General features: G+C 71.5%; 27 protein-coding genes. 14 read left to right on the top strand and 13 right to left on the bottom strand.

Annotation, left to right across the window (positions count from 1 at the left end; translation table 11 throughout):
* Window positions 1-27: 27 nt before the first annotated feature.
* Window positions 28-1,251, top strand: a complete 1,224-nt coding sequence (locus OOK07_RS07760) for a glycoside hydrolase family 10-like protein (protein ID WP_266678188.1) — start codon at window positions 28-30, stop codon at window positions 1,249-1,251.
* Between the two features lies 1 nt (window position 1,252).
* On the opposite strand, the gene OOK07_RS07755 is transcribed toward OOK07_RS07760, so the two are convergent.
* Both OOK07_RS07755 and OOK07_RS07750 read right to left on the bottom strand, forming a co-directional pair.
* Complete coding sequence (locus tag OOK07_RS07755) at window positions 1,253-1,447, bottom strand: DUF1918 domain-containing protein (protein ID WP_266678186.1); 195 nt, start codon at window positions 1,445-1,447, stop codon at window positions 1,253-1,255.
* Window positions 1,448-1,540: 93 nt separating this feature from the next.
* Window positions 1,541-2,461 (bottom strand): DMT family transporter, encoded by a 921-nt coding sequence (locus OOK07_RS07750; protein ID WP_266795656.1) that lies wholly within the window; start codon window positions 2,459-2,461, stop codon window positions 1,541-1,543.
* On the opposite strand from OOK07_RS07750, the gene OOK07_RS07745 reads away from it, so the two are divergent.
* From OOK07_RS07745 to OOK07_RS07735, 3 genes are all read left to right on the top strand, one after another.
* A complete protein-coding gene (locus tag OOK07_RS07745; RefSeq protein ID WP_266795655.1) occupies window positions 2,460-3,893 on the top strand; it encodes an aminotransferase-like domain-containing protein in 1,434 nt (477 codons plus the stop codon). The genes OOK07_RS07750 and OOK07_RS07745 overlap by 2 nt on opposite strands.
* Window positions 3,894-4,009: 116 nt before the next feature.
* Window positions 4,010-4,447 carry a GNAT family N-acetyltransferase gene (locus tag OOK07_RS07740; protein ID WP_266678180.1) on the top strand — a complete coding sequence of 146 codons (438 nt, stop codon included), beginning with the start codon at window positions 4,010-4,012 and terminating at the stop codon, window positions 4,445-4,447.
* Window positions 4,448-4,575: 128 nt separating this feature from the next.
* Window positions 4,576-5,169, top strand: a complete 594-nt coding sequence (locus OOK07_RS07735; RefSeq protein WP_266678178.1) for a histidine phosphatase family protein — start codon at window positions 4,576-4,578, stop codon at window positions 5,167-5,169.
* Here the strand turns inward: OOK07_RS07735 and OOK07_RS07730 are convergent.
* From OOK07_RS07730 to OOK07_RS07715, 4 genes are read right to left on the bottom strand one after another with little or no spacing between them, the layout of a single operon-like run.
* Window positions 5,151-5,597 carry a DUF6314 family protein gene (locus tag OOK07_RS07730; RefSeq protein WP_266795654.1) on the bottom strand — a complete coding sequence of 149 codons (447 nt, stop codon included), beginning with the start codon at window positions 5,595-5,597 and terminating at the stop codon, window positions 5,151-5,153. The genes OOK07_RS07735 and OOK07_RS07730 overlap by 19 nt on opposite strands.
* A gap of 48 nt (window positions 5,598-5,645) precedes the next feature.
* Entirely contained in the window at window positions 5,646-6,014 is a 369-nt protein-coding gene (locus OOK07_RS43635) for a hypothetical protein (protein ID WP_406311324.1), read from the bottom strand.
* Between the two features lie 44 nt (window positions 6,015-6,058).
* On the bottom strand, window positions 6,059-6,502 hold the full coding sequence (locus OOK07_RS07720; protein ID WP_266678174.1) for a carboxymuconolactone decarboxylase family protein: 444 nt from the start codon (window positions 6,500-6,502) through the stop codon (window positions 6,059-6,061).
* Between the two features lies 1 nt (window position 6,503).
* On the bottom strand, window positions 6,504-6,929 hold the full coding sequence (locus OOK07_RS07715; RefSeq protein WP_266795652.1) for a MerR family transcriptional regulator: 426 nt from the start codon (window positions 6,927-6,929) through the stop codon (window positions 6,504-6,506).
* 259 nt (window positions 6,930-7,188) lie between these two features.
* On the opposite strand from OOK07_RS07715, the gene OOK07_RS07710 reads away from it, so the two are divergent.
* The 8 genes from OOK07_RS07710 to OOK07_RS07675 all read left to right on the top strand — a co-directional run bounded on the left by OOK07_RS07710 (window position 7,189) and on the right by OOK07_RS07675 (window position 16,194).
* Complete coding sequence (locus OOK07_RS07710) at window positions 7,189-9,849, top strand: YfhO family protein (protein ID WP_266795651.1); 2,661 nt, start codon at window positions 7,189-7,191, stop codon at window positions 9,847-9,849.
* A 22-nt stretch (window positions 9,850-9,871) separates the two neighbouring features.
* Complete coding sequence (locus OOK07_RS07705) at window positions 9,872-10,849, top strand: glycosyltransferase family 2 protein (protein ID WP_266795649.1); 978 nt, start codon at window positions 9,872-9,874, stop codon at window positions 10,847-10,849.
* A gap of 11 nt (window positions 10,850-10,860) precedes the next feature.
* The gene (locus OOK07_RS07700) at window positions 10,861-11,232 is read left to right on the top strand and encodes a GtrA family protein (RefSeq protein WP_266795648.1); all 372 of its coding nucleotides are present in this window, start codon (window positions 10,861-10,863) and stop codon (window positions 11,230-11,232) included.
* 45 nt (window positions 11,233-11,277) lie between these two features.
* Window positions 11,278-12,306: an N-acetyl-gamma-glutamyl-phosphate reductase gene (gene argC, locus OOK07_RS07695; RefSeq protein WP_266795646.1), complete on the top strand. Its 1,029-nt coding sequence runs from the start codon at window positions 11,278-11,280 to the stop codon at window positions 12,304-12,306.
* Window positions 12,307-12,394: 88 nt separating this feature from the next.
* Window positions 12,395-13,546, top strand: a complete 1,152-nt coding sequence (argJ, locus tag OOK07_RS07690) for a bifunctional glutamate N-acetyltransferase/amino-acid acetyltransferase ArgJ (protein ID WP_266795644.1) — start codon at window positions 12,395-12,397, stop codon at window positions 13,544-13,546.
* Entirely contained in the window at window positions 13,543-14,454 is a 912-nt protein-coding gene (gene argB, locus OOK07_RS07685; RefSeq protein ID WP_266678160.1) for an acetylglutamate kinase, read from the top strand. Before argJ ends, argB begins: the two co-directional genes overlap by 4 nt.
* The gene (locus OOK07_RS07680) at window positions 14,451-15,647 is read left to right on the top strand and encodes an acetylornithine transaminase (protein ID WP_266795643.1); all 1,197 of its coding nucleotides are present in this window, start codon (window positions 14,451-14,453) and stop codon (window positions 15,645-15,647) included. Before argB ends, OOK07_RS07680 begins: the two co-directional genes overlap by 4 nt.
* A 7-nt stretch (window positions 15,648-15,654) precedes the next feature.
* The gene (locus OOK07_RS07675) at window positions 15,655-16,194 is read left to right on the top strand and encodes an arginine repressor (protein WP_266678156.1); all 540 of its coding nucleotides are present in this window, start codon (window positions 15,655-15,657) and stop codon (window positions 16,192-16,194) included.
* Between the two features lie 130 nt (window positions 16,195-16,324).
* On the opposite strand, the gene OOK07_RS07670 is transcribed toward OOK07_RS07675, so the two are convergent.
* From OOK07_RS07670 to OOK07_RS07650, 5 genes are all read right to left on the bottom strand, one after another.
* Entirely contained in the window at window positions 16,325-17,065 is a 741-nt protein-coding gene (locus OOK07_RS07670; RefSeq protein WP_266678154.1) for an FAD:protein FMN transferase, read from the bottom strand.
* 55 nt (window positions 17,066-17,120) lie between these two features.
* Window positions 17,121-17,924, bottom strand: a complete 804-nt coding sequence (locus tag OOK07_RS07665) for an FMN-binding protein (protein WP_266678152.1) — start codon at window positions 17,922-17,924, stop codon at window positions 17,121-17,123.
* 30 nt (window positions 17,925-17,954) lie between these two features.
* Window positions 17,955-19,337: a ferredoxin reductase family protein gene (locus OOK07_RS07660; RefSeq protein WP_266795642.1), complete on the bottom strand. Its 1,383-nt coding sequence runs from the start codon at window positions 19,335-19,337 to the stop codon at window positions 17,955-17,957.
* A gap of 76 nt (window positions 19,338-19,413) precedes the next feature.
* Window positions 19,414-19,857, bottom strand: a complete 444-nt coding sequence (locus tag OOK07_RS07655) for an FMN-binding protein (RefSeq protein ID WP_266795641.1) — start codon at window positions 19,855-19,857, stop codon at window positions 19,414-19,416.
* 10 nt (window positions 19,858-19,867) lie between these two features.
* A complete protein-coding gene (locus tag OOK07_RS07650) occupies window positions 19,868-21,220 on the bottom strand; it encodes a ferredoxin reductase family protein (RefSeq protein ID WP_266795640.1) in 1,353 nt (450 codons plus the stop codon).
* 149 nt (window positions 21,221-21,369) lie between these two features.
* Between OOK07_RS07650 and OOK07_RS07645 the strand changes: the two genes are divergently transcribed.
* Complete coding sequence (locus OOK07_RS07645; protein WP_266678144.1) at window positions 21,370-22,110, top strand: response regulator transcription factor; 741 nt, start codon at window positions 21,370-21,372, stop codon at window positions 22,108-22,110.
* A complete protein-coding gene (locus OOK07_RS07640; RefSeq protein WP_266678142.1) occupies window positions 22,107-23,576 on the top strand; it encodes a sensor histidine kinase in 1,470 nt (489 codons plus the stop codon). Before OOK07_RS07645 ends, OOK07_RS07640 begins: the two co-directional genes overlap by 4 nt.
* A 19-nt stretch (window positions 23,577-23,595) precedes the next feature.
* On the opposite strand, the gene OOK07_RS07635 is transcribed toward OOK07_RS07640, so the two are convergent.
* A complete protein-coding gene (locus OOK07_RS07635; protein ID WP_266678140.1) occupies window positions 23,596-24,306 on the bottom strand; it encodes a L,D-transpeptidase family protein in 711 nt (236 codons plus the stop codon).
* 3 nt (window positions 24,307-24,309) lie between these two features.
* Window positions 24,310-24,897, bottom strand: coding sequence for a pyridoxamine 5'-phosphate oxidase family protein (locus OOK07_RS07630; RefSeq protein ID WP_266678138.1), 588 nt, complete (start codon window positions 24,895-24,897; stop codon window positions 24,310-24,312).
* Window positions 24,898-24,933: the final 36 nt, after the last annotated feature.

Genomic DNA, 24,933 nt, shown 5'->3' with positions numbered 1-24,933 from the left:
TCCGCACAGTATGGGGGTGTTGTCACCATGGGGCGACTGTCACGCAGGGCGTTCGCGCTGGCCGCGCTGGCGACTCTGGCGACCGCGCCGGACGCGAGCGCGGTGCCGGGCACCCGGCGCGCGATCACCGGGATGCGGGGCGTGTGGCTGGCCACCGTGGCCAACCGGGACTGGCCCTCCCGGCCGGGCATGACCGCGGCCGAGCAGCGCAGGGAGCTGATCGGCCACCTCGACGTGGCGGTCAGAAACCGCCTCAACACCGTGATCTTCCAGGTGCGTCCGACGGCCGACGCCCTGTGGCCCTCGCCGTACGAGCCCTGGTCGGAGTACCTCACCGGGACCCAGGGCAAGGACCCCGGCTGGAACCCCCTGGAGACGGCGGTCGAGGAGGCCCACGCCCGTGGCCTGGAGCTGCACGCGTGGTTCAACCCGTACCGCGTCGCCGTCCACACGGACCTGACGAAGCTGGTCGCCTCGCACCCCGCGCGCAGGCATCCGGACTGGGCGGTGGCGTACGGCGGAAAGCTCTACTACAACCCGGGGCTGCCCGAGGTCCGCGCCTTCGTCCAGCGGGCGATCCTCGACGCGGTGAAGAAGTACCCCGTGGACGCCGTGCACTTCGACGACTACTTCTATCCGTATCCCGTGGCCGGCCAGACCTTCGACGACGACGAGGCCTACGCCCGCTACGGCGCGGGCTTCCCGGACCGGGCCGCCTGGCGCCGCGACAACATCGACAAGCTGGTGCGCGGAACGGCCGCCTGCATCCGGCGCACCCGGCCGGGCACGCGCTTCGGCATCAGCCCGTTCGGAGTGTGGCGCAACGCCGCCACCGACCCGCTCGGCTCCGACACCCGGGCGGGCGTGCAGACGTACGACGACCTGTACGCGGACACACGCAAGTGGGTGCGCAGGAACTGGATCGACTACCTCGCGCCGCAGGTCTACTGGAACCTGGGCTTCGCCGCCGCCGACTACGCCAAGCTGCTGCCCTGGTGGGCGGAGGTCGCGCGGAACACCGGGACGCGGTTGTACGTGGGGGAGGCGCTCTACAAGGCGGGCGACCCGGCACAGCCCGCGGCCTGGCAGGACCCGGCCGAACTCTCCCGGCATCTCACGCTGGCCGCGCAGTATCCGGAGGTGAAGGGCCACGTCTTCTTCGCCGCCAAGGACGTGGCGGCGGACCCCATCGGGGCGATGGCACGGGTCGTCGCCGACCACTACCGGCAGCCGGCGAGGCCCCCGCGCTGATCTACTGTTGCCTTTCCCTGTGCCGGATCTCGGTGTCGGGGCCGGGTGAGCAGACGCCCACATGCCCGTCATCGAAGCGGACGCGGAACGGAGGGTTGCCCCCCTGGCCCAGTACTTCGACGATCTCGCCGACCTTGTCCTGTTGTCCGACCACCCTGCCGTGCTGGACGAGCTGGTCGCCCACGGTTGCGTGCATGTGTAGGGCCTCCTCACCAAGTGCGGGAGCAGCGGTCCGTGGCCTTGAGTCTACGGCGCGAGGCCTTGGTTGGGACCGGCGCGTGCACGCCGCTCAGCCTCGCGCCCGCTGGGTGACGGCGATGCACACGAGTACCGCCGCGGCCGTCAGCGGCGCGGCCACCGTCAGGTGCTCGCCCAGCAGCAGCACCGACCACACCAGTGTGAGCAGGGGCTGGGCCAACTGCAACTGGCTGGCCTTCGGGATGCCGATCGCCGCCATCCCCCGGTACCAGACGACCAGGCCGAGGAACTGCGAGCCCACCGCGACCCACAGCAGCCCGGCCACGCTGTGCGCGGTCAACTGCGCCGGTTCGTACGACAGCGCCAGCGCGGCGGCCGGCACGCTCAGCGGCAGGCACAGCACCAGCGCCCAGCCGATGACCTGCCAGCCCGGCATGACCCGGGCGAGCCGGCCGCCCTCGGTGTAGCCGGCCGCGCACACCAGCAGCGCGGCGAACAGATACAGGTCGGCGGTCGTCAGCGCGCCGCCGCTCTGCTGGACCGTGAAGGCGACGACCGCCGCCGCACCCGCGAGGGCCGCCGTCCAGAAGGTGCGGGAGGGGCGGGTGCCCATGCGCAGGGCGGAGAACAGTGCGGTCGTGAGCGGGAGCAGGCCCACCACGACGGCCGCGTGCGCGGTGGTCGAGGTCTGCAGGGCGAGTGTGGTGAGCAGCGGGAAGCCGACGACGACACCCGCGGCGACGACCGCGAGTCCCGCCACGTGCCGCCGGTCCGGCAGCGGAACGCGCAGGGCCAGCAGGCACGTGCCCGCGATCAGGGCTGCCAGAACACTGCGCGCGGCCACCAGGGACCAGGGCCCGAAGCCCTCCAGACCCCAGGCGGTGGCGGGGAAGGTGAGGGAGAAGGCGGTGACGCCGAGGGCGGCCTGGAGCGTGCCGGTGCCGCCTGTCGTCCCGGGCGGAGTGGCGACCGCTATCCGCTGGGGCGCAGTAGCGCTATTCTGTGCTGTCATGCAAGAGCGTAGCAGCGTGGGCGAACTGGCGAATCAGCTGCGACGAGAACTTGACCGCTACTCTCCGGGTGGAAAGCTCCCGTCGAGCCGGTCTCTCGTCGAGCGGTTCCGGGTCAGCCCGGTGACCGTCTCGCGTGCCCTGGCCCAGCTGTCCGCCGAGGGCCTGGTGGTGACCAGGCCGGGAGCCGGCGCCTTCCGCGCGCAGCCGCGGGGCAGGGCCGCTGCCGTCGGGGACACCTCGTGGCAGGAGGTCGCCCTCAGCGCGGACGGCGCCGCCGACCTCGTACCGCGCTCCGTCGACGCGTCCGGAGTCACCGTGTCGCTCGCCGCGCCCGCGCCCGGAGTCGTCGAGTTCAACGGTGGCTATCTGCACCCGTCGTTGCAGCCCGAGCGGGCCATGGCGGCGGCCCTGTCCCGGGCGGGACGGCGTCCCGGCGCCTGGGGGCGGCCGCCGATGGAAGGGCTGCCGGAGCTGCGGGAGTGGTTCGCGCGCAGCATCGGGGGAGGGGTCACCGCCGCCGGGGTGCTCATCAGCGCGGGTGGCCAGTCCGCTCTCACCACCGCCCTGCGCGCGCTCGCCCCGCCCGGAGCGCCGGTGCTCGTCGAATCGCCCACGTATCCGGGCATGCTGGCGATCGCACGGGCGGCGGGTCTGCGGCCCGTCCCGGTCCCGGTGGACGCGGACGGCGTCAAACCGGCCCTGCTCGCCGACGCGTTCCGGGCGACCGGCGCGCGCGTCTTCGTCTGCCAGCCCCTGTTCCAGAACCCGACCGGCGCCGTGCTCGCCCCCGAACGCCGCGGCGAGGTGCTCCGCATCGCCCGCGAGGCAGGCGCGTTCGTCGTCGAGGACGACTTCGTACGCCGGCTCGTGCACGAGGACGCGGGACCGCTGCCGAGCCCCCTCGCGGCGGACGACCCCGACGGAGTCGTCGTCCACGTCTGCTCGCTCACCAAGGCGACCTCGCCCAGCTTCAGGGTGAGCGCGCTGGCCGCCCACGGCCCGGTCCTGGAACGGCTGCGCGCCATCCAGGTCGTCGACACCTTCTTCGTCCCCCGGCCGCTCCAGGAGGCGGCCCTCGAACTCGTCGGCTCACCCGCCTGGCCGCGCCATCTCCGGGCCATCTCCACGGAGTTGAAGACCCGCCGCGACACGATGACGGCGGCCCTGCGCCTCGGCCTCCCCGAACTCTCCCTCCCGCACATCCCGTCCGGCGGCTACCACCTGTGGCTGCGTCTGCCCGACGGTACGGACGAAACCGCCCTGACGGCGGCGGCCCTGCGCGCGGGGGTCGCCCTCACGCCCGGCCGCCCGTACTTCAGCGCTGAATCCCCGGCACCTCACGTGAGGTTGAGCTTTGCGGCGGTCGCGGGGACACAGGAGATCACTGAGGGGGTACGGCGGCTGCGCACCGCCTGCGACGAAGTGCTCTAGCCGCGGGGCGGCGGAGCCGGGCCGGCTCGGGGAAAACCGGGAAACCGGAAACCGGGAAGCCAGGAAGCCAGGAAAACCAGTCGACTCCCCGCTCCGCGACCTGCGAGTCTCCCGCCATGACCGACACCCCCGGCCTCCCCGACGGCTACGAGATCTCCGCCGACCCCGATCGCATCGACACCGAGCGCGTGCACCGGTGGCTGTCCACCGACGCGTACTGGGCGATCGGGCGGACGCGGGACAAGCATGAATCGGCGATGGCCGGCTCGCTGAACTTCGGGGTGTACGACGTGGTTTCCGGGGATCAGGTGGCGTATGCGCGGATCATCACCGACCGGGCCACCTTCGCCTGGCTCTGCGACGTGTACGTCGACCCGTCCGTGCGCGGCACGGGGGTCGGTACGGCGATGGTCGCTGCCGTCCGCGACCACCTGCGCCCCTACGGGCTGCGCCGCATCCTGCTCGCCACCCACGACGCCCACGGGGTGTACGAGAAGCTCGGTTTCCGGGAGCTGGCGAGGCCCGACCAGTGGATGGCGCTCGTCTCCGAGTGACGCGTGGGTGAGGTGTTTCGGGTGAGTTGCCCGCCAGGTCCTGACCCTGAAGTAAGGTTTCGGGCACCCTGGGTGACTCCTTGGTAACACCCCTTGACCTGCGCACTTTCCGGACTGACGATCGCCGCATGCAACTACGGGTCACTTTCGTCGCCGCAGCGCGCAGCTCCCCGCTGCTCGCCGAACGCTTCGAGGACGACCGTCCGCTCGACCAGGCCGGCTGGGACGAGGTGCAGCGTGTCGCCCACGACCTGATCCCGCTCGCGGCGGCCGAGCTGCGCTACTGCTCGCCCACGCCCCGCAGTCGCGCCACCGGTGACGCCCTCGGCTACGCCCCCCTCGTCCAGCTCGCCCTGCGGGACTGCGACATGGGCCGCTGGCGCGGGCTGACGCTCGGCGAGGCGATGGCCCGCGAGCCGGCCGCCGTGGACACCTGGCTGGGCGATCCGCGGGCCACCCCGCACGGCGGTGAGTCGCTCCTCGCCTTCGTCTCCCGGGTCGGGGGCTGGCTCGACACGAGGCCGGCCGAGGACGGCGGCCGCATTGTCGCCGTCGCCGAGCCGTCCGTCATTCGCGCGGCCCTCGTCTACGCACTGAAGGCGCCGCCGTCGACGTACTGGAACATCGATGTGCGCCCCCTGTCGACGACCACCGTCACGGGCCACGCCGGCCGCTGGAACCTCCGCTTCGACGGGGTCCCGGCTCAGCCCTCACGCGCGTAGTCGGTCGTGAGCACGAGGTCCTTGGCGGGTCCGCCCACCCGCCACACCGACCGCCAGTGGTCCGCGTCGCGGACGGTGAACTCGCCGCGGTAGAGGTCCGCCGCGCAGGGGTGGCCGGCGACATGGTGCCCGGTGGTCAGGTCCAGGCCGTGGAAGGGGCGGCCGTCGGCGAAGCGTACGTCCGCCCTGCCCGGTGAACTCCCCCGCAGGAAGCGCAGGGTCCGCTCGGCGGGCCGCGTGACGCCCTGCCAGGTGAACATGCCGGCCTCCTCGTGCAGCAGGCCGCCCTCCGGCAGCGGGCTGAAGACCGTGGTGCCCTCGAAGTGCCCCTCGTCCCCGCTCGCCAGGTCCCGCACCGTGCGCCGCACGCGCCAGCGCCCGGCCAGATGGGCCAGCACGTCGGGCACGGGCCACAGCTCGCCCGTCATCGGCCCTTCTCCCTGGGGTCCGGCAGCGGCGCGTCCATGCCTTCGACCCTACGTCGCCCTCATGGGCCCCATGGACGTGCTCGCATTCCTCCCATGCCTTGCCGTCCGAAGTGCTGGCCGCTGCCTGATATTTCGAACGATGGAGCCGTCGAGAACGACGCCCAGGAGCCGCGGAGTATCCATGCCACGCCCGACCCGTGACCGGCCGACAAGCCGACGCTCGTCGCCAAGGCGGGGTAGGTCGAAGGTCGTCAACTCCCGGTCCTCGGCGGCCCGTACGACGATCGACCTCGGGGGCGCGAAGGCCGCGTCCAGGGCCAGGGTGACCACGCCGGCCGCCGTGCCCGACGCGGTGAACGGTGAGACGAGCACGGCCGTCGGGCCGACGGCGTCCACCTTCTCGGGGGTCGCCGACACGTTCACCTGCACCTTCGAGGCGAACCCGATCACCTTCCCGCGGATCAGGCGGAGGTGGTCGCCGGCGCCGGGTCCGCGAGCTGCTGTCCGAGCGGGAGCAGTCCGCGCTCGGCGAACACCTTCTTCGCGGCGAAGGTCGCGTTCAGGGCCTTGGGAATGCCGCAGTACACCGCGGAGTGCGTCAGCGCCTCGATGATCTGCTCGGGCGTGAGGCCCACGTTCAGGGCGGCGTTGACGTGCACGTCGAGCTGGGCCTCGCAGCCGCCGAGCGCGGTGAGCATGCCCAGCGTCACCAGCTGCCGGTCGCGCGGGGCGAGTCCGGGGCGGTCGTAGATCTCGCCGAAGGCCCAGGCGACGACCTGGTGGCCGAGCTCGGGGTTGATGTCGGCGAGCGAGTCGACGACCCGCTGTCCGGCTTCGCCGTCGACCCTCTTCAGGACCTCCAGGCCGTGGGCGAAACGCTCGTCACGGGTGGTGCTCCCGCTCATGTCAGTCTTCCGTTCCCGCCTGCTCGTGCATCGTGCCGAGCAGCCGTTCGTAGTGGTCGATCTTGTCGTCCAGCGCACGGGCGTTGCGGCGCAACGCCCTGATGCGGTCCCCCAGTTCGGCGCGGTGCTCGTGGAGCATCGCCAGCCGGTCGGCGACCGAGACGTCCCCCTTCGCCCGCAGCTGCGCATACCGCTGCATGTCGGCGATCGACATGCCCGTCTCGCGCAGCCGCAGCACGAACTCCAGCCAGGCCAGGTCGGCCGCGTCGTAGCGGCGCTGGTTACCGGTGGTCCGGCCGACCCGCTCGATCAGGCCCGCCTTCTCGTAGTAGCGCAGCGTGTCGTGCGAGAGGCCGGTGCGCTCGACCACCTCGGCGATGGTCAGAGTCGGCTCCCGGTCCTGCGGGAGGGGGTGTCCGCTGGTCATGACGTAAACCGTAGAACCTGGAGCGCGCTCCAGGTCAAGCGGGCCCTGGGCGAGGCAGCCGCCGTGTGTACGTCACGATGAGTTCACCATTAAATTACCTGTCCGGAAATTTCTGTTTCCTGATTGTTCACCATTCCATTCTCATAGGTCTGCGGATTTATTCGGAACAAGTTGTGTCACTTTCCCCGGACGGCACAACCGATCGGAAACTCGGGCCGTCTTAGTCGGCGAATCAATTACCTGCGGGGAGTAACAAGGAATGGATCGCTCGACTCTGTCAAAAGCCGTTTCGGGCGGCCATTTTTCGCCGAAGAAGGCGGCGGCCCTGCTCGCCGCGGCCCTCACTGTCGCCGTGTTCTGCGCCGCGGACGTCATCGCCCGCAGCTACCCCTTCGGCCCCCGCACCCGCAGCGTCAACGACCTCGGCAACCAGTACGTGCCCTTCCACGCCCACCTGTGGGACCTGCTGCACGGCAGGGCCGACGGCGGCCTCTTCGTCAACTGGCAGTCCGGCTACGGCTCCAGTTTCCTGCCCGACCTCGGCACCTACCTGAGCAGCCCGTTCGCCCTGCTCGTCGCGGTGTTCCCGCGGGACGAGATCGACCTCGCGGTGTATGTGATCACCGTGCTGAAGACGGCGTCCGCGGGCGCGGCCATGGCCTGGCTGCTGCTGAGCCTGCGCCCCGGCCGCTGGTGGGGGGCCGGACTGCTGGGAGCGTCGTACGCGATGTGCGGCTGGAGCGTAGCGGTCGCCTCGTACAACCCGATGTGGCTCGACGGCCTCGTCGCCCTGCCGCTGCTGTGCCTTGTCGGCGAGTGGGCGATGCAGCGCCGGCACCCGCTGCTCGGCGTGCTGATCGTGGCGCTCGCCTGGATCGCCAACTTCTACACCGCGTACATGGCCACCCTCTGTGCCGCCCTGGTGCTGCTGCTCCGGCTGTGGCTCTCCGGTGTTCCGGGCCGGCGGCGGCTGGAGACGGTGGGCCGTGCCGTCGTCACCGTCGCGCTGGGAGTGGGCCTGGCCGCCCCGCTGGTGGTCGTCGTGTACTTCGGCACCAGGCACGCGTACCCCGGCAGGGTCGTCCAGTTCGCGCCGGTGCCGGCGGAGGACATGCTGGCCCGTCTGCTGCCCACGACGTACAGCTTCGGCACCCCGGCCGTCTATGTGGGCACCGCGGCGCTGCTGCTCGCCCTCGCCCTGCCCTTCCACCGGGCGGTGCCGCGCCGGGTGCGTGCCGGGTGGACGCTGCTGGTCGCCGCGGTGGCCCTGTCCCTGCAGTGGGGGCCGACCCACCTGGTCTGGCACGCCTTCGCCACACCGCAGGGCAGCGCCTACCGGCAGGCCTTCGTCCTGTGCGCACTGCTGGTGATCGCCGCCTGGCACTCGCTCTCGTACGGGCCTCCCGACCTGCGTGCCCTGGGCGCGGCGGCCGTGCTGCTCGCCCTGATCGCCGCCGTCGCGAGCCGGGGCCACCTGGTGCGCCCCGTCGGCTGGGGGGTGCTGCTGCTCGCCGTCGTCGGTGCGCTCGGCGGGCTGATGCTGCTGGGACGTACCCAGGCCGACGGCTCGGCAGGTCCGCCGGCGACCGCCCGGCGCCGCGGGGTCCTGGCCGGGCTCGCCGTGGTCCTGCTGTTCGGCGGGCAGTTCGGCGAGACGGCTGCCACCTCCGCCGTCGCCACCCGGCTCCGCCTCGGCCACATGGACGACTACGCGCCGTGGGGAGCCCGGCAGCAGGCGCAGGCGGAGGCGATCGCACAGGCCGACGGCTGGCCCCGGTACCGCACCGACCCGGGCCGTGAGCAGACCGTCGGCAACGACCCGATGCTGGTCGGCGGACAGGGGGCCCAGTACTACAGCAGCCTCACCTCCGACGTCCTCAGCCGTACGCTCACCGCACTCGGCGGCGGCTGGACCTCGCGGGCCCGCAGCGTGCAGAGCCTGGACAACGACGTCACGGACGCGATCTTCTCCGTCGGCGCACGCGTGCACTCTCCGCCGGACCCGCACCAGGGCTGGTTCCCGCAGGACGGCACCGGGCCGAGCGTGTCCCGCGAGGACGTCCCGCCGCTGGTCACGCTGCGACCGGGCGGCGCGTCCTCGGCCGGCTTCGGCCCGTCGCCGTACCGCAACCAGGAACTCCTGCTGGGCAGCCGCGTCTACACCGTGCCCCGCATCACGGTGCGCACCAGCGCCGGCAGGGCCCCGCAGGCAGGGGACAGCGCGCACCCGGGGACGCCGATCGCCGCCCACGCGTCCGTGACCGAGCGGAAACCGACGATCACCGCGCGGTGCCCGGCCGGCGACGAGGTCTACCTGTGGGCGCCGCACTACTCCGGCACGGCCACGACGGGCGACGGGCCGACCGGCCGGTTCAGGTCCGACGCGCGCGTCACCAAGATCGCCGCCATGCAGCGGCTGGGCAGGGTCCCGGCCTCCGGGCGCCTCACGATCGAACTCGCCCCCAGCCTCGACGGCCGACTCCCCGACGGCGCGGTCGGCTGCCTGGACACCACCCGGCTGCACGACGCCGTCGAGCGGCTCAGGTCCACCGGCGCCACCCGCGTCACCGTCTCCGGCAGCACGATCCGGGCCGAACTCCCGGCGGGCAGCAGGGGAACCGCGGTTGTGGCGGCGCCGCGCATCGCGGGCTGGCGCTGCGCCGCGGGCGACGCCAACCCGGTACCGGCGGGTCAGTTCCACGGCCTGATCGCCGTGCCCGTCGCCCCCTCCACGAACAGCGTCTCCTGCACGTTCCACCCGCCCGGCCTGCGCCTGGGCACCACCGTCGGGGCCGCAGCACTGCTGACCCTGATCCTGCTCGGCGCCTTCACCGCCGTACGCCGACGGCGTGCCGCACCGCCGCCGGCTCCACCGACCGCGACCACCCGCCCGCGCGAGCCCGTGACCGGCGCTCTCTGACCGCGTTCCCAGGGGGAAAACCATGCTCATATCGATCGTCGCACCCTGCTACGACGAGGAAGACGTCATAGAACGCTTCCACGACCAGGTCCAGAAGGTCGCGGAGGAACTGCTGCCGCTCGGCCACGACATGGAGTTCGTCTACGTCGACGACGGCAGCCGCGACCGTACGCTCGCCGCCCTGGAGCGGCTGGCCGACCGCGACGCGCGCGTGCGGTACGTCTCCTTCAGCCGCAACTTCGGCAAGGAGGCGGCACTGCTCGCCGGCCTGCGCCATGCCACGGGAGACTCCGTGATCGTCATGGACGCGGACCTGCAGCACCCGCCGGAGCTGATCAAGCACATGGTGGACCTGCGCGCGGACGGCTACGACCAGGTCATCGCCAAGCGGACCAGGACCGGTGACAGCGTGACCCGCACCGTCACCGCCCGCCTCTACTACCGGCTCATAAACCGCCTCGTGGACGTGGAACTCGTCGACGGCGTAGGGGACTTCAGGCTGATGTCGCGCCGCGTGGTGGACGCGATCCTGGACCTCTCCGAGTACAACCGCTTCTCCAAGGGCCTGTTCGCGTGGGTGGGCTTCCCGAGCACCACCTTCGAGTACGAGAACGCCGTGCGCGAGGCCGGCCGCAGCTCCTGGACCTTCCGCAGCCTGCTCAACTACGGTCTCGACGGGCTGCTCTCCTTCAACAACAGGCCGCTGCGCGCCGCCCTCCACCTCGGCATGGGCCTGCTGCTGTGCGCCGGGCTGTACACGGCGTGGATCGTGGGCGCCGCGGTGGTCAACGGCGTACAGACACCCGGCTATGTCACGATCATCACCGCCGTCACCGGTGTCGCCGGAGTGCAGATGATCATGCTCGGGGTCATCGGCGAGTACACCGGCCGTATCTACTACGAGGTGAAGCGGCGCCCGCACTTCCTGGTGAAGGCGACCAACGTGAAGCGGACGGAGGGCCGTGCGGCGTGCGACACGACGAAGGATCTCATCCCCTGATATCGAGGCAGATGCTGGCCTTCGCCGTCATCGGCGTCGTCAACACCGGCACGTATTACGTTGCTTACCTGCTGCTCCTCACTCGTTTCCCGTACCTTGTCGCCCATATTCTCGCGACCGCGATCAGCATGACCGGGTCGTTTTTCCTCAACGCCCGATTCACGTATCGCACGCGCCCGACCCTGCGTAAATTCCTGTTGTTTCCCCTGACGAACGCGGCGAATTTCGTGATCACGACCGCGGGCGTCTATGTGCTGGTCGACCTCCTGTACCTCGGCAGCCGGCTCGCCCCCCTGCTCGCGTCCCTGGGAGCGATCCCGGTGACGTTCGTGGTGTCCCGCTGGATCATGCTTCCCAAGGCGGAGACCGCAGAGATTGCATAAACGTGCAGCGATACGTATAGTCATGCCGTCCAGGAGGAGGATGACATGGCGGTACGTGCGGCAGTGGCCGGAGCGAGTGGGTACGCGGGCGGAGAGCTGCTGCGTCTGCTCCTGGTGCACCCCGAGATCGAGATCGGGGCCCTGACCGGCAACTCCAACGCGGGCCAGCGGCTCGGCGCGCTCCAGCCGCACCTGCTGCCACTGGCCGACCGTGTGCTGCAGGAAACCACCCCCGACGTCCTCGCGGGCCACGACGTCGTCTTCCTCGCTCTGCCGCACGGCCAGTCCGCAGCCGTCGCCGAACGGCTCGGCCCGGACGTCCTCGTCGTCGACATGGGCGCCGACTTCCGGCTGAACGACCCGGCCGACTGGGAGCGGTTCTACGGCTCCGCGCACGCCGGGACCTGGCCCTACGGCCTCCCCGAACTGCCCGGTGCCCGCGCCCGGCTCACGGGGTCCAAGCGCATCGCGGTACCCGGTTGCTACCCGACGGCCGTCTCGCTGGCCCTCTTCCCGGCCTATGCGGCGGGACTCGCCGAGAACGAGGCCGTGATCGTCGCCGCCTCCGGCACGTCCGGCGCCGGCAAGGCGCTCAAGCCGCACCTGCTCGGCAGCGAGGTGATGGGTTCCATGACGCCGTACGGTGTGGGCGGCGGCCACCGGCACACGCCCGAGATGATCCAGAACCTCAGCGCGGCGGCCGGTGAGACCGTGAGCGTCTCCTTCACGCCGACCCTCGCGCCGATGCCCCGCGGCATCCTCGCCACGTGCAGTGCGAAGGCCAGGCCCGGTGTCACCGCCGAGTCCGTCCGCGCCGCCTACGAGAAGGCCCTCGCGGACGAGCCCTTCGTACACCTGCTGCCCGAGGGCCAGTGGCCCGCCACGGCGTCCGTCCACGGTTCCAACGCCGTTCACATGCAGGTCGCATACGACGAGGCCGCGGGCCGCATCATCGCGATCAGCGCCATCGACAACCTGACCAAGGGCACCGCGGGCGGTGCCGTCCAGAGCATGAACCTCGCCCTCGGACTCGACGAGTCCACGGGGCTTTCCACGATCGGAGTCGCACCGTGAGCGACGCACGTGCAGCCACCGGGCTGCAGACGACGACGATGGCCGCACCGCTGCGCTGCACGGGCGGAGAAGCGAACAAGGAGACACCGTGAGCGTCACGGCAGCCAAGGGATTCCGGGCTGCGGGCATCGCCGCCGGAATCAAGGAGAACGGCAACCCGGACCTGGCCCTCGTGGTCAACGACGGTCCGCGCCGCGCCGCCGCGGGCGTCTTCACCTCCAACCGTGTGAAGGCCGCACCCGTGCTGTGGTCCGAGCAGGTACTCAAGGGCGGGCAGGTGTCCGCCGTCGTCCTCAACTCCGGTGGCGCCAACGCCTGTACGGGTCCGAAGGGCTTCCAGGACACGCACGCGACGGCGGAGAAGGCCGCCGAGGTCCTCGGCCGCGGCGCCATCGAGGTCGCCGTCTGCTCGACCGGCCTCATCGGCGTCCTGCTCCCGATGGACAAGCTGCTCCCGGGAGTCGAGACGGTTGCCGGGCAGCTGTCCGAGCACGGCGGTGAGAAGGCCGCCATCGCCATCAAGACCACCGACAGCGTCCACAAGACGTCCGTCGTGAGCAGGGACGGCTGGACGGTCGGAGGTATGGCGAAGGGCGCCGGCATGCTCGCGCCCGGTCTCGCCACCATGCTCGTCGTCCTCACCACCGACGCCGCCCTCGACGACGGTGTACTGGACAGGGCGCTCCGGGCGGCGACGCGCACCACCTTCGACCGCGTCGACTCCGACGGCTGCATGTCCACCAACGACACCGTGCTGCTGCTCGCCTCCGGAGCCTCCGAAGTCACCCCGGAATACGAGGAGTTCGCCGAGGCCGTACGTCAGGTCTGCGACGACCTCGGACAGCAGCTGATCCGCGACGCCGAGGGCGCCAGCAAGGACATCAAGGTCGAGGTGGTGGGCGCCGCGACCGAGGACGACGCCGTCGAGGTGGGCCGCTCCATCGCACGCAACAACCTCCTCAAGTGCGCCCTTCACGGCGAGGACCCCAACTGGGGGCGTGTCCTCTCGGCGATCGGCACGACGCAGGCCGCCTTCGAGCCCGACCGGTTGAACGTCGCCATCAACGGCGTGTGGGTCTGCAAGAACGGAGGCGTCGGCGAGGACCGCGACAAGGTCGACATGCGCTACCGCGAGGTGCACATCGTCGCCGACCTCGCCGCCGGGTCCGAGACCGCCACCATCTGGACCAACGACCTCACCGCCGACTACGTCCACGAGAACAGCGCGTACTCCTCATGAGCAACGTGACCCGCAAACACACCGCGCTGCCCAAGGCCCAGATCCTCATCGAGGCGCTGCCCTGGCTGGTCAGGCACAACGGCAAGACGGTCGTCATCAAGTTCGGCGGCAACGCCATGATCGACGAGGACCTGAAGGCCGCCTTCGCCCAGGACGTCGTGTTCCTGCACCACGCCGGCCTCAAGCCGGTCGTCGTGCACGGCGGCGGCCCTCAGATCAGCGCGGCCCTCGACCAGCACGGCATCGTCAGCGAGTTCAAGGCCGGCCTGCGCGTCACCACCGAGGACGCCATGGACGTCGTACGGATGGTGCTGGCGGGCCGGGTCCAGCGCGAGCTGGTCGGACTGCTCAACCAGCACGGCCCGCTCGCCGTCGGGTTGACGGGCGAGGACGCGCACACCATCACCGCCACCAAGCACCAGCCCGAGATCGACGGCGAGTTGGTCGACATCGGGCGGGTGGGCGAGATCACCGAAATCGACACGGGCGCGATCGAGGCACTGCTCGCCGACGGCCGTATCCCGGTCGTCTCGTCGATCGCCCGAAGCCAGGACGACGGACATGTCTACAACGTCAATGCTGATACGGCGGCTGCGGCACTTGCTGCTGCGCTGGGCGCCGAAACCCTCATGGTCCTCACGGACGTCGAGGGCCTCTACGAGGACTGGCCGCACAGCGACGAGGTGATCAGCCGCCTCACGGCTTCCCAACTGGAGAAGCTGCTGCCGGACTTGAGCGCCGGCATGGTGCCGAAGATGGAGGGCTGCCTGCACGCGGTCCGCGGGGGCGTCACCACCGCCCGCGTCATCGACGGCCGGGTCCAGCACTCGATCCTGCTGGAGATCTTCACCGACGAGGGCATCGGCACGATGGTCGTGCCCGACGAGCAACAGGGGGATGCCGTATGACCGCCCATCAGGAGTACGCGCAGCGATGGCAGGGCGCGCTGATGAACAACTACGGCACCCCGCTGCTTCCCCTCGTGCGCGGCGCGGGCACCAAGGTGTGGGACGCCGACGGCAAGGAGTACCTCGACTTCGTCGGCGGTATCGCGGTCAACGCGCTCGGCCACGCCCACCCGGCGATCGTCGAGGCCGTCAGCACGCAGATCGGCACCCTGGGCCACATCTCCAACTTCTTCATGGCCGAGCCGACCGTGACGCTCGCAGAGCGGCTGCTCCAGCTCTTCGGCCGGGACGGCAGGGTCTTCTTCTGCAACTCGGGCGCCGAGGCCAATGAGGCCGCCTTCAAGATCGGCCGGCTGACCGGGCGGTCCCATGTCGTCGCCACCGAGGGCGCCTTCCACGGGCGCACCATGGGCGCCCTCGCCATGACCGGCCAGCAGGGCAAGCGTGAGCCGTTCCTGCCGCTGCCCGGCGAGGTCACGCACGTGCCGTTCGGCGACGCGCAGGCCCTCGCCGCCGCGGTCACCGACGAGACCGCGCTCGTCATCCTGGAGCCGATCCAGGGCGAGCTCGGCGTCGTCACCCCGCCGCCCGGCTACCTCAAGGCCGCCCGCGCGATCACCGCCGCCACCGGGGCGCTGCTGGTCCTGGACGAGGTGCAGACCGGAATCGGCCGTACAGGGCACTGGTTCGAGTACCAGGCCCACGAGGGCGTGCTGCCCGACGTCGTCACCCTCGCCAAGGGCCTCGGCGGCGGGCTGCCGCTCGGCGCCACGGTCACCTTCGGCCGGGCCGCCGAACTGCTGCAGCCCGGACACCACGGCACCACGTTCGGCGGCAACCCGGTCGCCTGCGCCGCCGGCCTCGCCGTCCTCGACACCATCGAGAACGAGGGGTTGCTGGACAACGTCAAGCGGCAGAGCGAGAGGTTGCGGGACGGAATCGAGTCACTCGGCCATCCGTCGATCGCTCATGTCCGGGGCGCGGGCCTCCTCCTGGGTATCGTGCTCACCGAGCCGCTCGCGCCCAAGGCGCGCCAGACGGCTCAGGAGGCCGGATTCCTGGTGAACGCGCCCGCGCCCGACGTCGTACGGCTGATGCCGCCGCTGAATCTCGGCGACGACGAGGTGGACGCGTTCCTCCGGGCACTCCCCGGCGTCCTGGACCTTGCACACGGGGACGGATCCGGAGAATGAGACGACGATGAGTCACGCGCAGGACGACGCACAGCACGCCGGGCCTGCCGTGCCGCAGACCCGCACCGCACGCCACCGCCGGATCGTTGACATCCTCAACCGGCAACCGGTGCGCTCCCAGAGCCAGTTGGCGAAGCTCCTCGCCGACGACGGGCTGAGCGTCACGCAGGCGACGCTCTCCCGGGACCTGGACGAGCTGAACGCGGTGAAGATCCGCAACAACGACGGCGACCTCATCTACGCGGTACCGAGCGAGGGCGGCTTCCGCACCCCGCGCGCGCCGCTGGGCGAGTCGGCCAAGGAGGAGCGGATGCGGCGGCTGTCCCAGGAGCTGCTGATCTCCGCGGAGGCCTCGGCGAACCTGGTGGTCCTGCGGACGCCTCCCGGGGCCGCGCAGTTCCTGGCGTCGGCCATCGACCAGGCCGAGCTGCACGACATCCTCGGCACGATCGCGGGCGACGACACCCTGATGCTGATCAGCCGGGACCCGACGGGCGGACAGGCGCTCGCGGAGCACATGCTGCGGCTGGCGCAGAACGGCCACTGAGACGGCCGCCGAGACGGCTGCTGAGGCGTGTGGTCATGCCGCCCGCCTGGTGCAGGTCGGGGGCCTGTCGCGCCCACGCGGCGGTAGCCGCACATTCGACAGGGCCCCCGCGCCCCGTTGGGGGACCCGGTCATCCGAGTCGAGCGGCCAGGCCCCCCGTACACCTCACCTCGTCGCCCGCCGTGATCAGCAGCGCCTCCACGTCCGGCAGGGACTCCAGCCAGCGCAGCCCCTGCCCCGACCCCATCGCGAAGGCCGCCGTGGCCCAGCAGTCCGCCCAGGTCAGCTCGGGTGCCACCACCGTCACCGCCACCAGGTCGGTCACCGCGGACCGGCCCGTGCGCGGGTCGACGATATGGGTGCCCCGCTCGGCGGTGCCGGACGTGGCCACCGCCAGCTCGTGCGCACCCGCCGCGGAGACGACCGCCGCGAGACCCCCCGGGCGCAGCGGGTCGGCCACTCCGACCCGCCAGGGCCGGTGCGGCTCGGGCGTCCCGAGCAGCTGGACGTCCCCGCCGCCGTTCATGCTCACACCGCTCACCCCGGGGGTCGCCGCGAGCTGCCGCGCCGCCCGCTCGGCGGCCCAGCCCTTGACGATCCCGGTCGGGTCCAGCCGCCCTTCGTAGTGCACGCTGAACCAGCCGTCGCTCACCCGCTCCGCCTCGGCGCCCAGTCCGAGCACCTCGGCGACCTCGGGATCGCACTCCTCGACGGTCAGTTCGCCCCGCGCCAGCCGGGAGACCTGGCTGTCGTCGCGGTAGGTGCTGAACACCTCGTTCACCCGGTGCAGCCCGGCGATCGCCTTCTCCAGCGCCGCCCGCACCGCACCGGGGTCCCCGCCGCGGACATCGAAGGAGAAGACGGTCCCCATGACCTCCTCCGCATGACGCACCGCAGCGGGAGCTTCTGCCCGTTCGGCCACCGACTCAACCACCGGCCTGGTCCAGTGCCGACTGGAGCGACTGCTTGTAGCCGGTGCTCGTGTACGTCGCCCCGGACACCGAGTCGATGTTCGCGCTGCCGGCCGCCACCGCCTCCTGGTTGAGCCTGGGGACGGACAGGGCGGTCTTCTGGTCGCTGGTGCCGCCCCTGGGCGCCTGCACCGCGTCGGCCTTGGTGATCTTGCCGTTGCTGACGGTGATCCGGACCTGGACGGCCCCGTACTGGGTCTGGACGACCTTGCCGGTCACGGTCCTGGCCTGGGCGGCACCACCACCGGAGCCCTGCGAGGAGCCGCTGCCCTGCGACGTTCCGGAGCCCTGGGAAGAGCCCGCGCTCGCCTTCATCCGGTCGATCGCCGACTGGAGCGACTGCTTGTAGCCGGTGCTCGTGTACGTCGCCCCGGACACCGAGTCGATCTGCGCGCTCTGAGCGGCGACCGTCTCCTGGGTCAGCCTGGGGACGGACAGGGCGGTCTTCTGGTCGCTGGTGCCGCCCTTGGGCGCCTGCACCGCGTCGGCCTTGGTGATCTTGCCGTTGCTGACGGTCAGTCGTACCTGGACGTTGCCGTACTGGGTCTGGACGACGTTGCCGTCGACCGTGCCGTTTCCGGTCGCCGCGGCGCCGCCCTGGGGCGACTCCTGTGCGGCCGCGGTCTGCTGGGGGGCGGCGCCCGCGGCGGCCCCGGCGTTCGGGTCGGACGCCGGTTTCAGCGACAGCAGCAGTACGACGCCCGACACGGTGGCGGCGCCGGCCAGCACGACACGCCGGATGGGGTGACTCTTCCTCATCGCTTTCCTAGGCTCCTGAAGTCCCGTCGCTCACATCTCGAACGACTCGTGATGGATGCGGCGGGCGGGCACTCCCGCACCGCGCAGTGCTTCGTACACGGTCTGCGCGAAGCCGGCCGGCCCGCACATGAACACGTCGTGCTTCTCGATGTCCGGCAGCTTCTGCTGCAGCCGCTCCGCCGAGATGTCGGGGCGCTCCCCGTCCGGACTGTTGACGGCGTACATCAGCCGGGCGCCGCGGTCGTCCGCGATCGCCGCGAGCTCGTCCCACAGGGCCAGGTCCTGGGTGGTGTTGGCCCGGTAGAGGAGCGTGATGTCGCCCGCCGCGCCGGGCAGCGTCTCGAACAGCGCCCGCATCGGCGTGATGCCGACGCCGCCCGCGACCAGCAGCACCTTGCCGCGGCTGCGTCGCTGCGCGGTCATCGCGCCGTACGGGCCCTCGGCCCACACCCTGGTGCCCGGTGTGAGGTCGCGCAGCCGGGCGCTGTGGTCGCCGATCGCCTTCACGGTGATCCGCAGCATGTCGGGGCGGGGCGCCGCCGACAGCGAGTACGGGTGGGAGCTGAACCGCATGCCCGGCGCCAGGAACCGCCAGCGGAAGAACTGCCCCGCCTCCGCGCCCATCCGGTGCAGCTTCCGCCCGCCGATGAGCACCGACACGATGCCAGGCGTCTCCTCGATGACCGCCTCGACGCGCATACGGTGCCGCATGTTGAGCCGGATCGGGACGAGGACGCGGTACCAGACCACCAGCGCGGTGACCGACCCGTACAGCGCGTACCAGAAGGTCTTCGCGGTCGGCTCGACGGCGAAGTCGTTGCCGGTGGTGATCTGGTGCCAGAACGTCAGGAACACGGCCGCGTAGGTCAGCAGATGGACGTGGTACCAGGTGTCGTACGGGATCCTGCGGCGCACCGGACCGATCGACGTCAGGCCGATGAGCACGAACAGACCGGTGCCGATGGCAGCCTTGCCCATGTCCGGCAGCTGGTTCACCGAGTCGATCGTCTGCTGGACGATGTCACCGAGCGACTTGCCGGCCTGCAGCGCGTAGCCCCACATGATGAGGAAGACGTGCGCGAGGACCAGGCAGAGGGTGTAGCGGCCGCTCATCGCGTGCCAGCGCGCCACCCGGTCGGAGCCGACGCGCCGCTCCAGCGCGGGCATCCGGGCCATCTGCAGCACGACCAGTGCCATCAGATAGCCCGCCAGCAGCCCGGTGATGCGGCCCGCGTTGAGGATCTTGCCGTTCTGGTCGGCGATGGACGGCGTGTTGTGCCACCACAGCCACAGCACGCCGACCGCGCCCGCCCACACGGCGAGGAGCAGGACGGTCGCCGGGGAGCGGCGCGGGCGGATGCGGCGCATCGTCTGGCGGCGGGCGGCGCGGCCGCCTGCGAGCGTGGTCGTCACTGTTCCTCCGGGGCGGGGGCAAGGGGGGTGGGCGTGGTCCCTTGGCCCAGGAATACGTGCCGCGCCGCCCGTGCGTTCAGCCGCTCGCCGAGTCCAGCGCGGACTGGAGTGACTGGCGGTAACCGTCACTTGTGTACGTGGCTCCCGAGACGGTGTCGATGGACGCGCTCTGGGCCTGCAGAGCTTCGCTGCGCAGCCGGGGGAGGGCGAAGCTGTTGATCTCCTGGTCCCGCGGGTTGTCCGTCGGGTAGGTGACGGCGGCGACCTCGGTGAGCTTGCCGTTCTTGAGGGTGATCCGGACCTGGACGGGGCCCCAGCGGGTCTGGACCGTGTTGCCGGTGACGGTCTTCGTGCCGGTGGGAGCAACGGCGCCCGCACTGCCGGACGGCGCGGGCACCGCCACCGCGACGGCGGGCGTGGAGTGCGGCTTCAGCGACAGCAGCAGCACCGTCCCGCAGACCGTGGCGGCGCTTGCCAGCACGATGCGGCGCAGCGGACGGTTCTTCTTCAGGGCATGCACGTCAAAGGCCTCACAGCTCGAACGACTCGTGGTGGATACGGCGGTCCGGCACACCGGCCGTGCGCAGCGCCTCGTACAGATCGCGGGCGAAGCCGGGCGGGCCGCACAGGTATACGTCGTGCGCGGCGAGGTCGGGGACCGTCGCGCACAGCGACCGGGCGGTGAGGCTCGGACGCCGTCCGTCCGCCCCGTTGAGCGCGTACAGCACCCGTGCGCCGCGCCACCGCGCGATCGCCTCCAACTCCCCGCCCAGGGCGAGGTCTTCCGCCGTACGAGCCCGGTAGAGGAGGGTGACCTCGCCGGGCAGGGTCTCGAACAGGGCCCGGAGCGGTGTGATGCCGACGCCGCCCGCGATCAGCAGCGACTTCTGTGCGGTCTGCCGGTCCTGGGTCAGCGACCCGTAGGGACCCTCCGCCCACACCCGTGTCCCCGGCCGCAGCAAGGAGACCGCCGCACTGTGGTCACCGAGTGCCTTGACGGTGATCCGCATCAGGTCCTGGCGCGGCGGCGCCGACAGCGAGTACGGCGTCGACGTCCAGCCCATGCCCTCGCCGAGGAACCGCCAGCGGAAGAACTGCCCCGCCCGCGCGCCCAGTTCGTCCAGTCGCCGGCCCCGCACGACGACCGAGTACACGCCCGGCGCCTCGTTGTGCACCGACTCCACCCGCAGCCGGTGCCGCAGGTTCAGCCGCACCGGCGCCAGGACCCGGAACGACAGGACCAGGAGGGCGACGCCCACATACAGCGCGTACCAGGCGGCCGTGGCCGCGGAGTTGCCGTTGAAGTCGTTGCCCAGGGACAGCTGGTGGAAGAAGGCGAGGAAGACGGCGACGTAGGTGAGCAGGTGGACGTAGTACCAGAACTCGTGGCTCAGCCGTCGTCGCGCGGCACGGACCGAGGTGATGCCGGCCGCGAACAGGAGCAGCGCGCCGAAGGTGGCCTTCAGCATGTCCGGATAGTCCAGGACCACCGTGACCGTCTCGTGCCACAGCAAGGCGCGGTCCTGGGCGGCGTACCCGAACAGGATCAGCACGATGTGCGCGAGCAGCAGACAGACCGTGTAGCGGCCGGCCATGGCGTGCCAGCGGGCCACCCGGTCCGAGCCGACCCGCCGCTCCAGCAGCGGCACCCGCGCCATCAGCCCGACGAGCACCGCGCAGGCGTACCCGCACAGCAGCCCGGCGATCCGCCCGGCCCCGGTCAGCCAGCCCGCCGCTCCGACCACGGAGGCGGTGTCCGCCCACCACAGGGCGACCACGGCCGCCGCTCCCGCCCACAGCAGTGCGAGAACGCCGCCCGCGGGGGAGCGCCGCGCGGCCGGCGCCACGGGCGGTGCCGCCCGCCGCTCGTACACGGTGGTCATGGGTGCGTCCTTTCGCCTGTACTGGACGCAACTGTGCCGCCGTAACCTCTCAGGGCGCTCTCAACGGGCATCCTCTGAGCCCACTCACAGGAAACTCAGAGCGACAGGGCCCGCCGGCCACCGCCGCCAGGGGTGATCCTGGTAGGGAGATGAACACCACCCGGTCCGGCCGCCCCGCCCTCACCCGCCCCGACGGCACCCCCCTGCGCGTCCTCGTCGTCGACGACGACCCCGACCTCGCCGAGGTGCTCTCCGGTGCGCTGCGCTACGAGGGCTGGCAGGTCCGCGCGGCCGGGGACGGCGCCACCGCGCTCACCGAGGCCCGGGAACTCATGCCGGACGCCGTCGTCCTGGACGTGATGCTCCCGGACACCGACGGCTTCGCGGTGCTGCGCTCCCTGCACACCGTGAAGCCCGATGTGTGCGTGCTCTTCCTCACCGCGCGGGACGCGGTGGAGGACCGTATCGCGGGCATCACGGCGGGCGGCGACGACTACGTCACCAAGCCCTTCAGCCTGGAGGAGGTCGTCGCCCGGGTCCGTGGCCTGCTGCGCCGCGCGGGCATGGCCCGGCAGCTGGACGAGGGCCCGCGGCTGACCGTGGGCGACCTGGTCATGGACGAGGAGGCACGCGAGGTGACCCGGGCCGGCGAACTCGTGGAGCTGTCCCCGACCGAGTTCGAGCTGCTGCGCTTCCTGATGCGCAACCCGCGCCGCGTGCTCAGCAAGGCACAGATCCTCGACCGGGTGTGGTCCTACGACTTCGGCGGCCGCGCCCACGTCGTCGAGCTGTACATCTCGTACCTGCGCAAGAAGGTCGACGCGGGCCGCGAGCCGATGATCCACACGGTGCGGGGAGCCGGGTACGTGCTCAAGCCGGTGGCCCCATGAAGCTCGTACGCCACCTGCCGCGGCCGCGCACGCTGCGGGCCCGGCTGACCTTCGGCCTGGTCGTGCTGCTCGCGGTCAGCTGCGCCGCGGTCGGCGTCGCCGCGGTGATCGAGCTGAACGGCTTCCTCATCAGCCGCCTCGACCAGCAGCTCACCCAGGCGGGCGACCGTTTCCCCCAGAGCCTGGAGCACAAGGGGCAGCCGCCCGACGACCACGACGGCGACGAGCACGGCGACACCCGCCGGCAGACGACGGGCACGTTCGGGGCCAGGCTGGTCGGCACCACGGTCACCAACTCGGACGTCGTCGGCCCCGGCAGTGTCACGGGCGTACCCCTGAGCGCGCGGGACAGGGAGCAGCTGCTCGCGGTCCGGGCCGACGGCAAGGGGCACAGCGTCGATCTCTCCAGGCTGGACGCCTACCGGGTCGTGGCCGGCCGGGGCAAGGACGGCGACGTGCTGATCACCGGGCTGCCGCTGGAACCGGTGGAGGCCACCGTCCACCGCCTCGAACTGGTCGCCGGGATCGTCTTCGGCGCCGCCCTCACCCTCACCGGCGTCGCGGGCGCCCTGTGGGTGCGCTGGTCGCTCAGGCCACTGAGCCGAGTCGCCGCGACCGCCACCCGGGTCAGTGAACTGCCGCTCGCCAGCGGCGAGGTCACCCTGCCGCCGCGCGCCCCCGAAACCGACCCGCGCAGCGAGGTGGGCCGCGTCGCCGGCGCCTTCAACCGCATGCTGGGCCACGTGGAGGACGCGCTCACCAAACGGCACGCCAGCGAGGAGCGGCTGCGCAGCTTCGCCGCCGACGCCAGCCATGAGCTGCGCACGCCGGTCGCCTCGGTGCGCGGCCACGCCGAACTCGCCCTGCTGCACCCGGGCCCGGTGCCGCCCGAGGTCACCCGTGCCCTCGAACGCATCGCCGCCGAGTCCGGCCGTATGGGCGCGATGGTCGACGACCTGCTGCTCCTGGCCCGCCTGGACGCGGGCCGCCCCCTCGAACGCCGCCCCGTCGACCTGACCCGCCTGGTCCTGGACGCCGTCACCGACGCCCGGGCGGCGGGCCCCGGCCACCGCTGGACCCTGGACCTCCCCGAGGAGCCCCTCACCGTCACCGGTGACGAACACCGTCTCCACCAGGTGCTGGCCAACCTCCTGGCCAATGCGCGCGTGCACACGCCGGCCGGCACCAAGGTGACGGTGACCCTGGAGAGCGACGACTCCTTCGCGGTCCTCACGGTCCACGACGACGGACCGGGCGTCCCCGAGGACATCGAGTCCGGCGTCTTCGAGCGGTTCACCCGGGCCGAGCACCGCCGCCGCACGGACGCCCCCGGTGGTGGGGCGGGCCTGGGCCTGTCGATCGTGGCAGCGGTGGTGGAGGCGCACGGCGGCAGTGTGGCCCTGAACAGCACACCGGGTTCGACGCAGTTCACGGTCAGACTGCCCGCCCGAGGGGCGCGGGGCTGAATCGAGGACCCGCACTCGCTCAGTACCGGGTGATCGCCGTACCTCCGCCGGCCGTGCCGATGGCGATGTGCGGCTTGCTCCAGGGCCGCACCCACGCAAGGATCCGCCGCATCGCGTCCACCGGGACGGACACACAACCGGCCGTCGCCCCACGGCCGTTGACGTGCAGGAAGATACCGGCGCCGCGCCCGTGCACCCGCTCGTGGTAGTTGAAGCCGATGACGAGGGCGTACGCGTACTGCGTCGGGTAGGAGACGAGGTGCTCGGACTCCGACGCCCGGCAGTCGGCCGGCCGCGGCTGGGTCCAGCGGTTGTAGGAGCGGGAGGCGTTGTCCTCGCACCACCACGAACTCCGCTGCACCGGACGGTACTTGTAGCGCGTCCCGGGCGGCGCGGCCTTGATGCCGAAGGCGTACGGCAGGTCGTGGAGCCCGGTGGGCGTGGTGTTCGTGTTCTGCTTCCGCGAGGCTCCCTCGACGAGCCCCTTCGCCCCGAACCGGGCGGCGGCCGAACCTGCCTGCACCCAGTGGCCGTGGCGCAGGTCCCACCAGGTGACCGTGCCGGTGGTCGAACTCGGCACCGGGGCAACGGCGGTGATCAGCTGCGTACCGCCACCCGTGTCGGCCATCCGGGCGGGAAGAGGTGCGGTGGCGGCCGGCGTGGCCGGCGCGGCACCGAGCACGAGCAGAGCGGCGGACACCAGAGCGCCGGCGGCGAGAGCTGATCGCATGGCTCAGACGGTAGAGGGCGGCAGCGGCAACGGCAGCCCGGGTAGGCCATCCAGGCTCGTGGCCACATGGTCCTTCTTGGCGAAGTACTCGCCGAGCGAGGCGTCGTCCTCGCGCGCGAAGCGCTTGCCGTGCAGGTCACGGTCCGCGTCGTAGGTCATGAAGGGAACCGCGTAACCGCAGGTGTCGCGGACGAGTTCGGCCGTGACCACGATGATCGCCCGCAGTCCGTGGGCCGTCGGGTCGATGTCCGGGAAACGGCTGAGCAGCTCCCCGAAGCGCGGGTCGTCACGGAAGACCGGCTCGCCGCGCCCGTGTACCCGCACGATGTTCGGCGGCCCCTGGAAGGCGCACCACATCAGCGTGATACGGCCGTTCTCGCGCAGATGTGCGATGGTCTCCGCGTTGGATCCGGCGAAGTCCAGGTAGGCCACGGTGAGTTCGTCGAGCACCGCGAAGGAGCCCTTGAGCCCCTTGGGGGAGAGGTTGACCGTGCCGTCGCCCGACAGGGGCGCGGTCGCGGTGAAGAACAGGGGCTGCGCCTCGATGAAGGTGCGCAGCCTGCCGTCTATGCGTTCATAAGTTTTGCCCACGCCTGACGATTATGGACGCAAACCTTTCGCCTGTCT

Origin of the sequence: Streptomyces sp. NBC_00078 (assembly GCF_026343335.1) — a bacterium.
GTDB lineage: Bacteria > Actinomycetota > Actinomycetes > Streptomycetales > Streptomycetaceae > Streptomyces.
The sequence above is the reverse complement of the archived record's forward strand: the minus strand, read 5'-3'. Positions and strand labels throughout refer to the sequence as shown.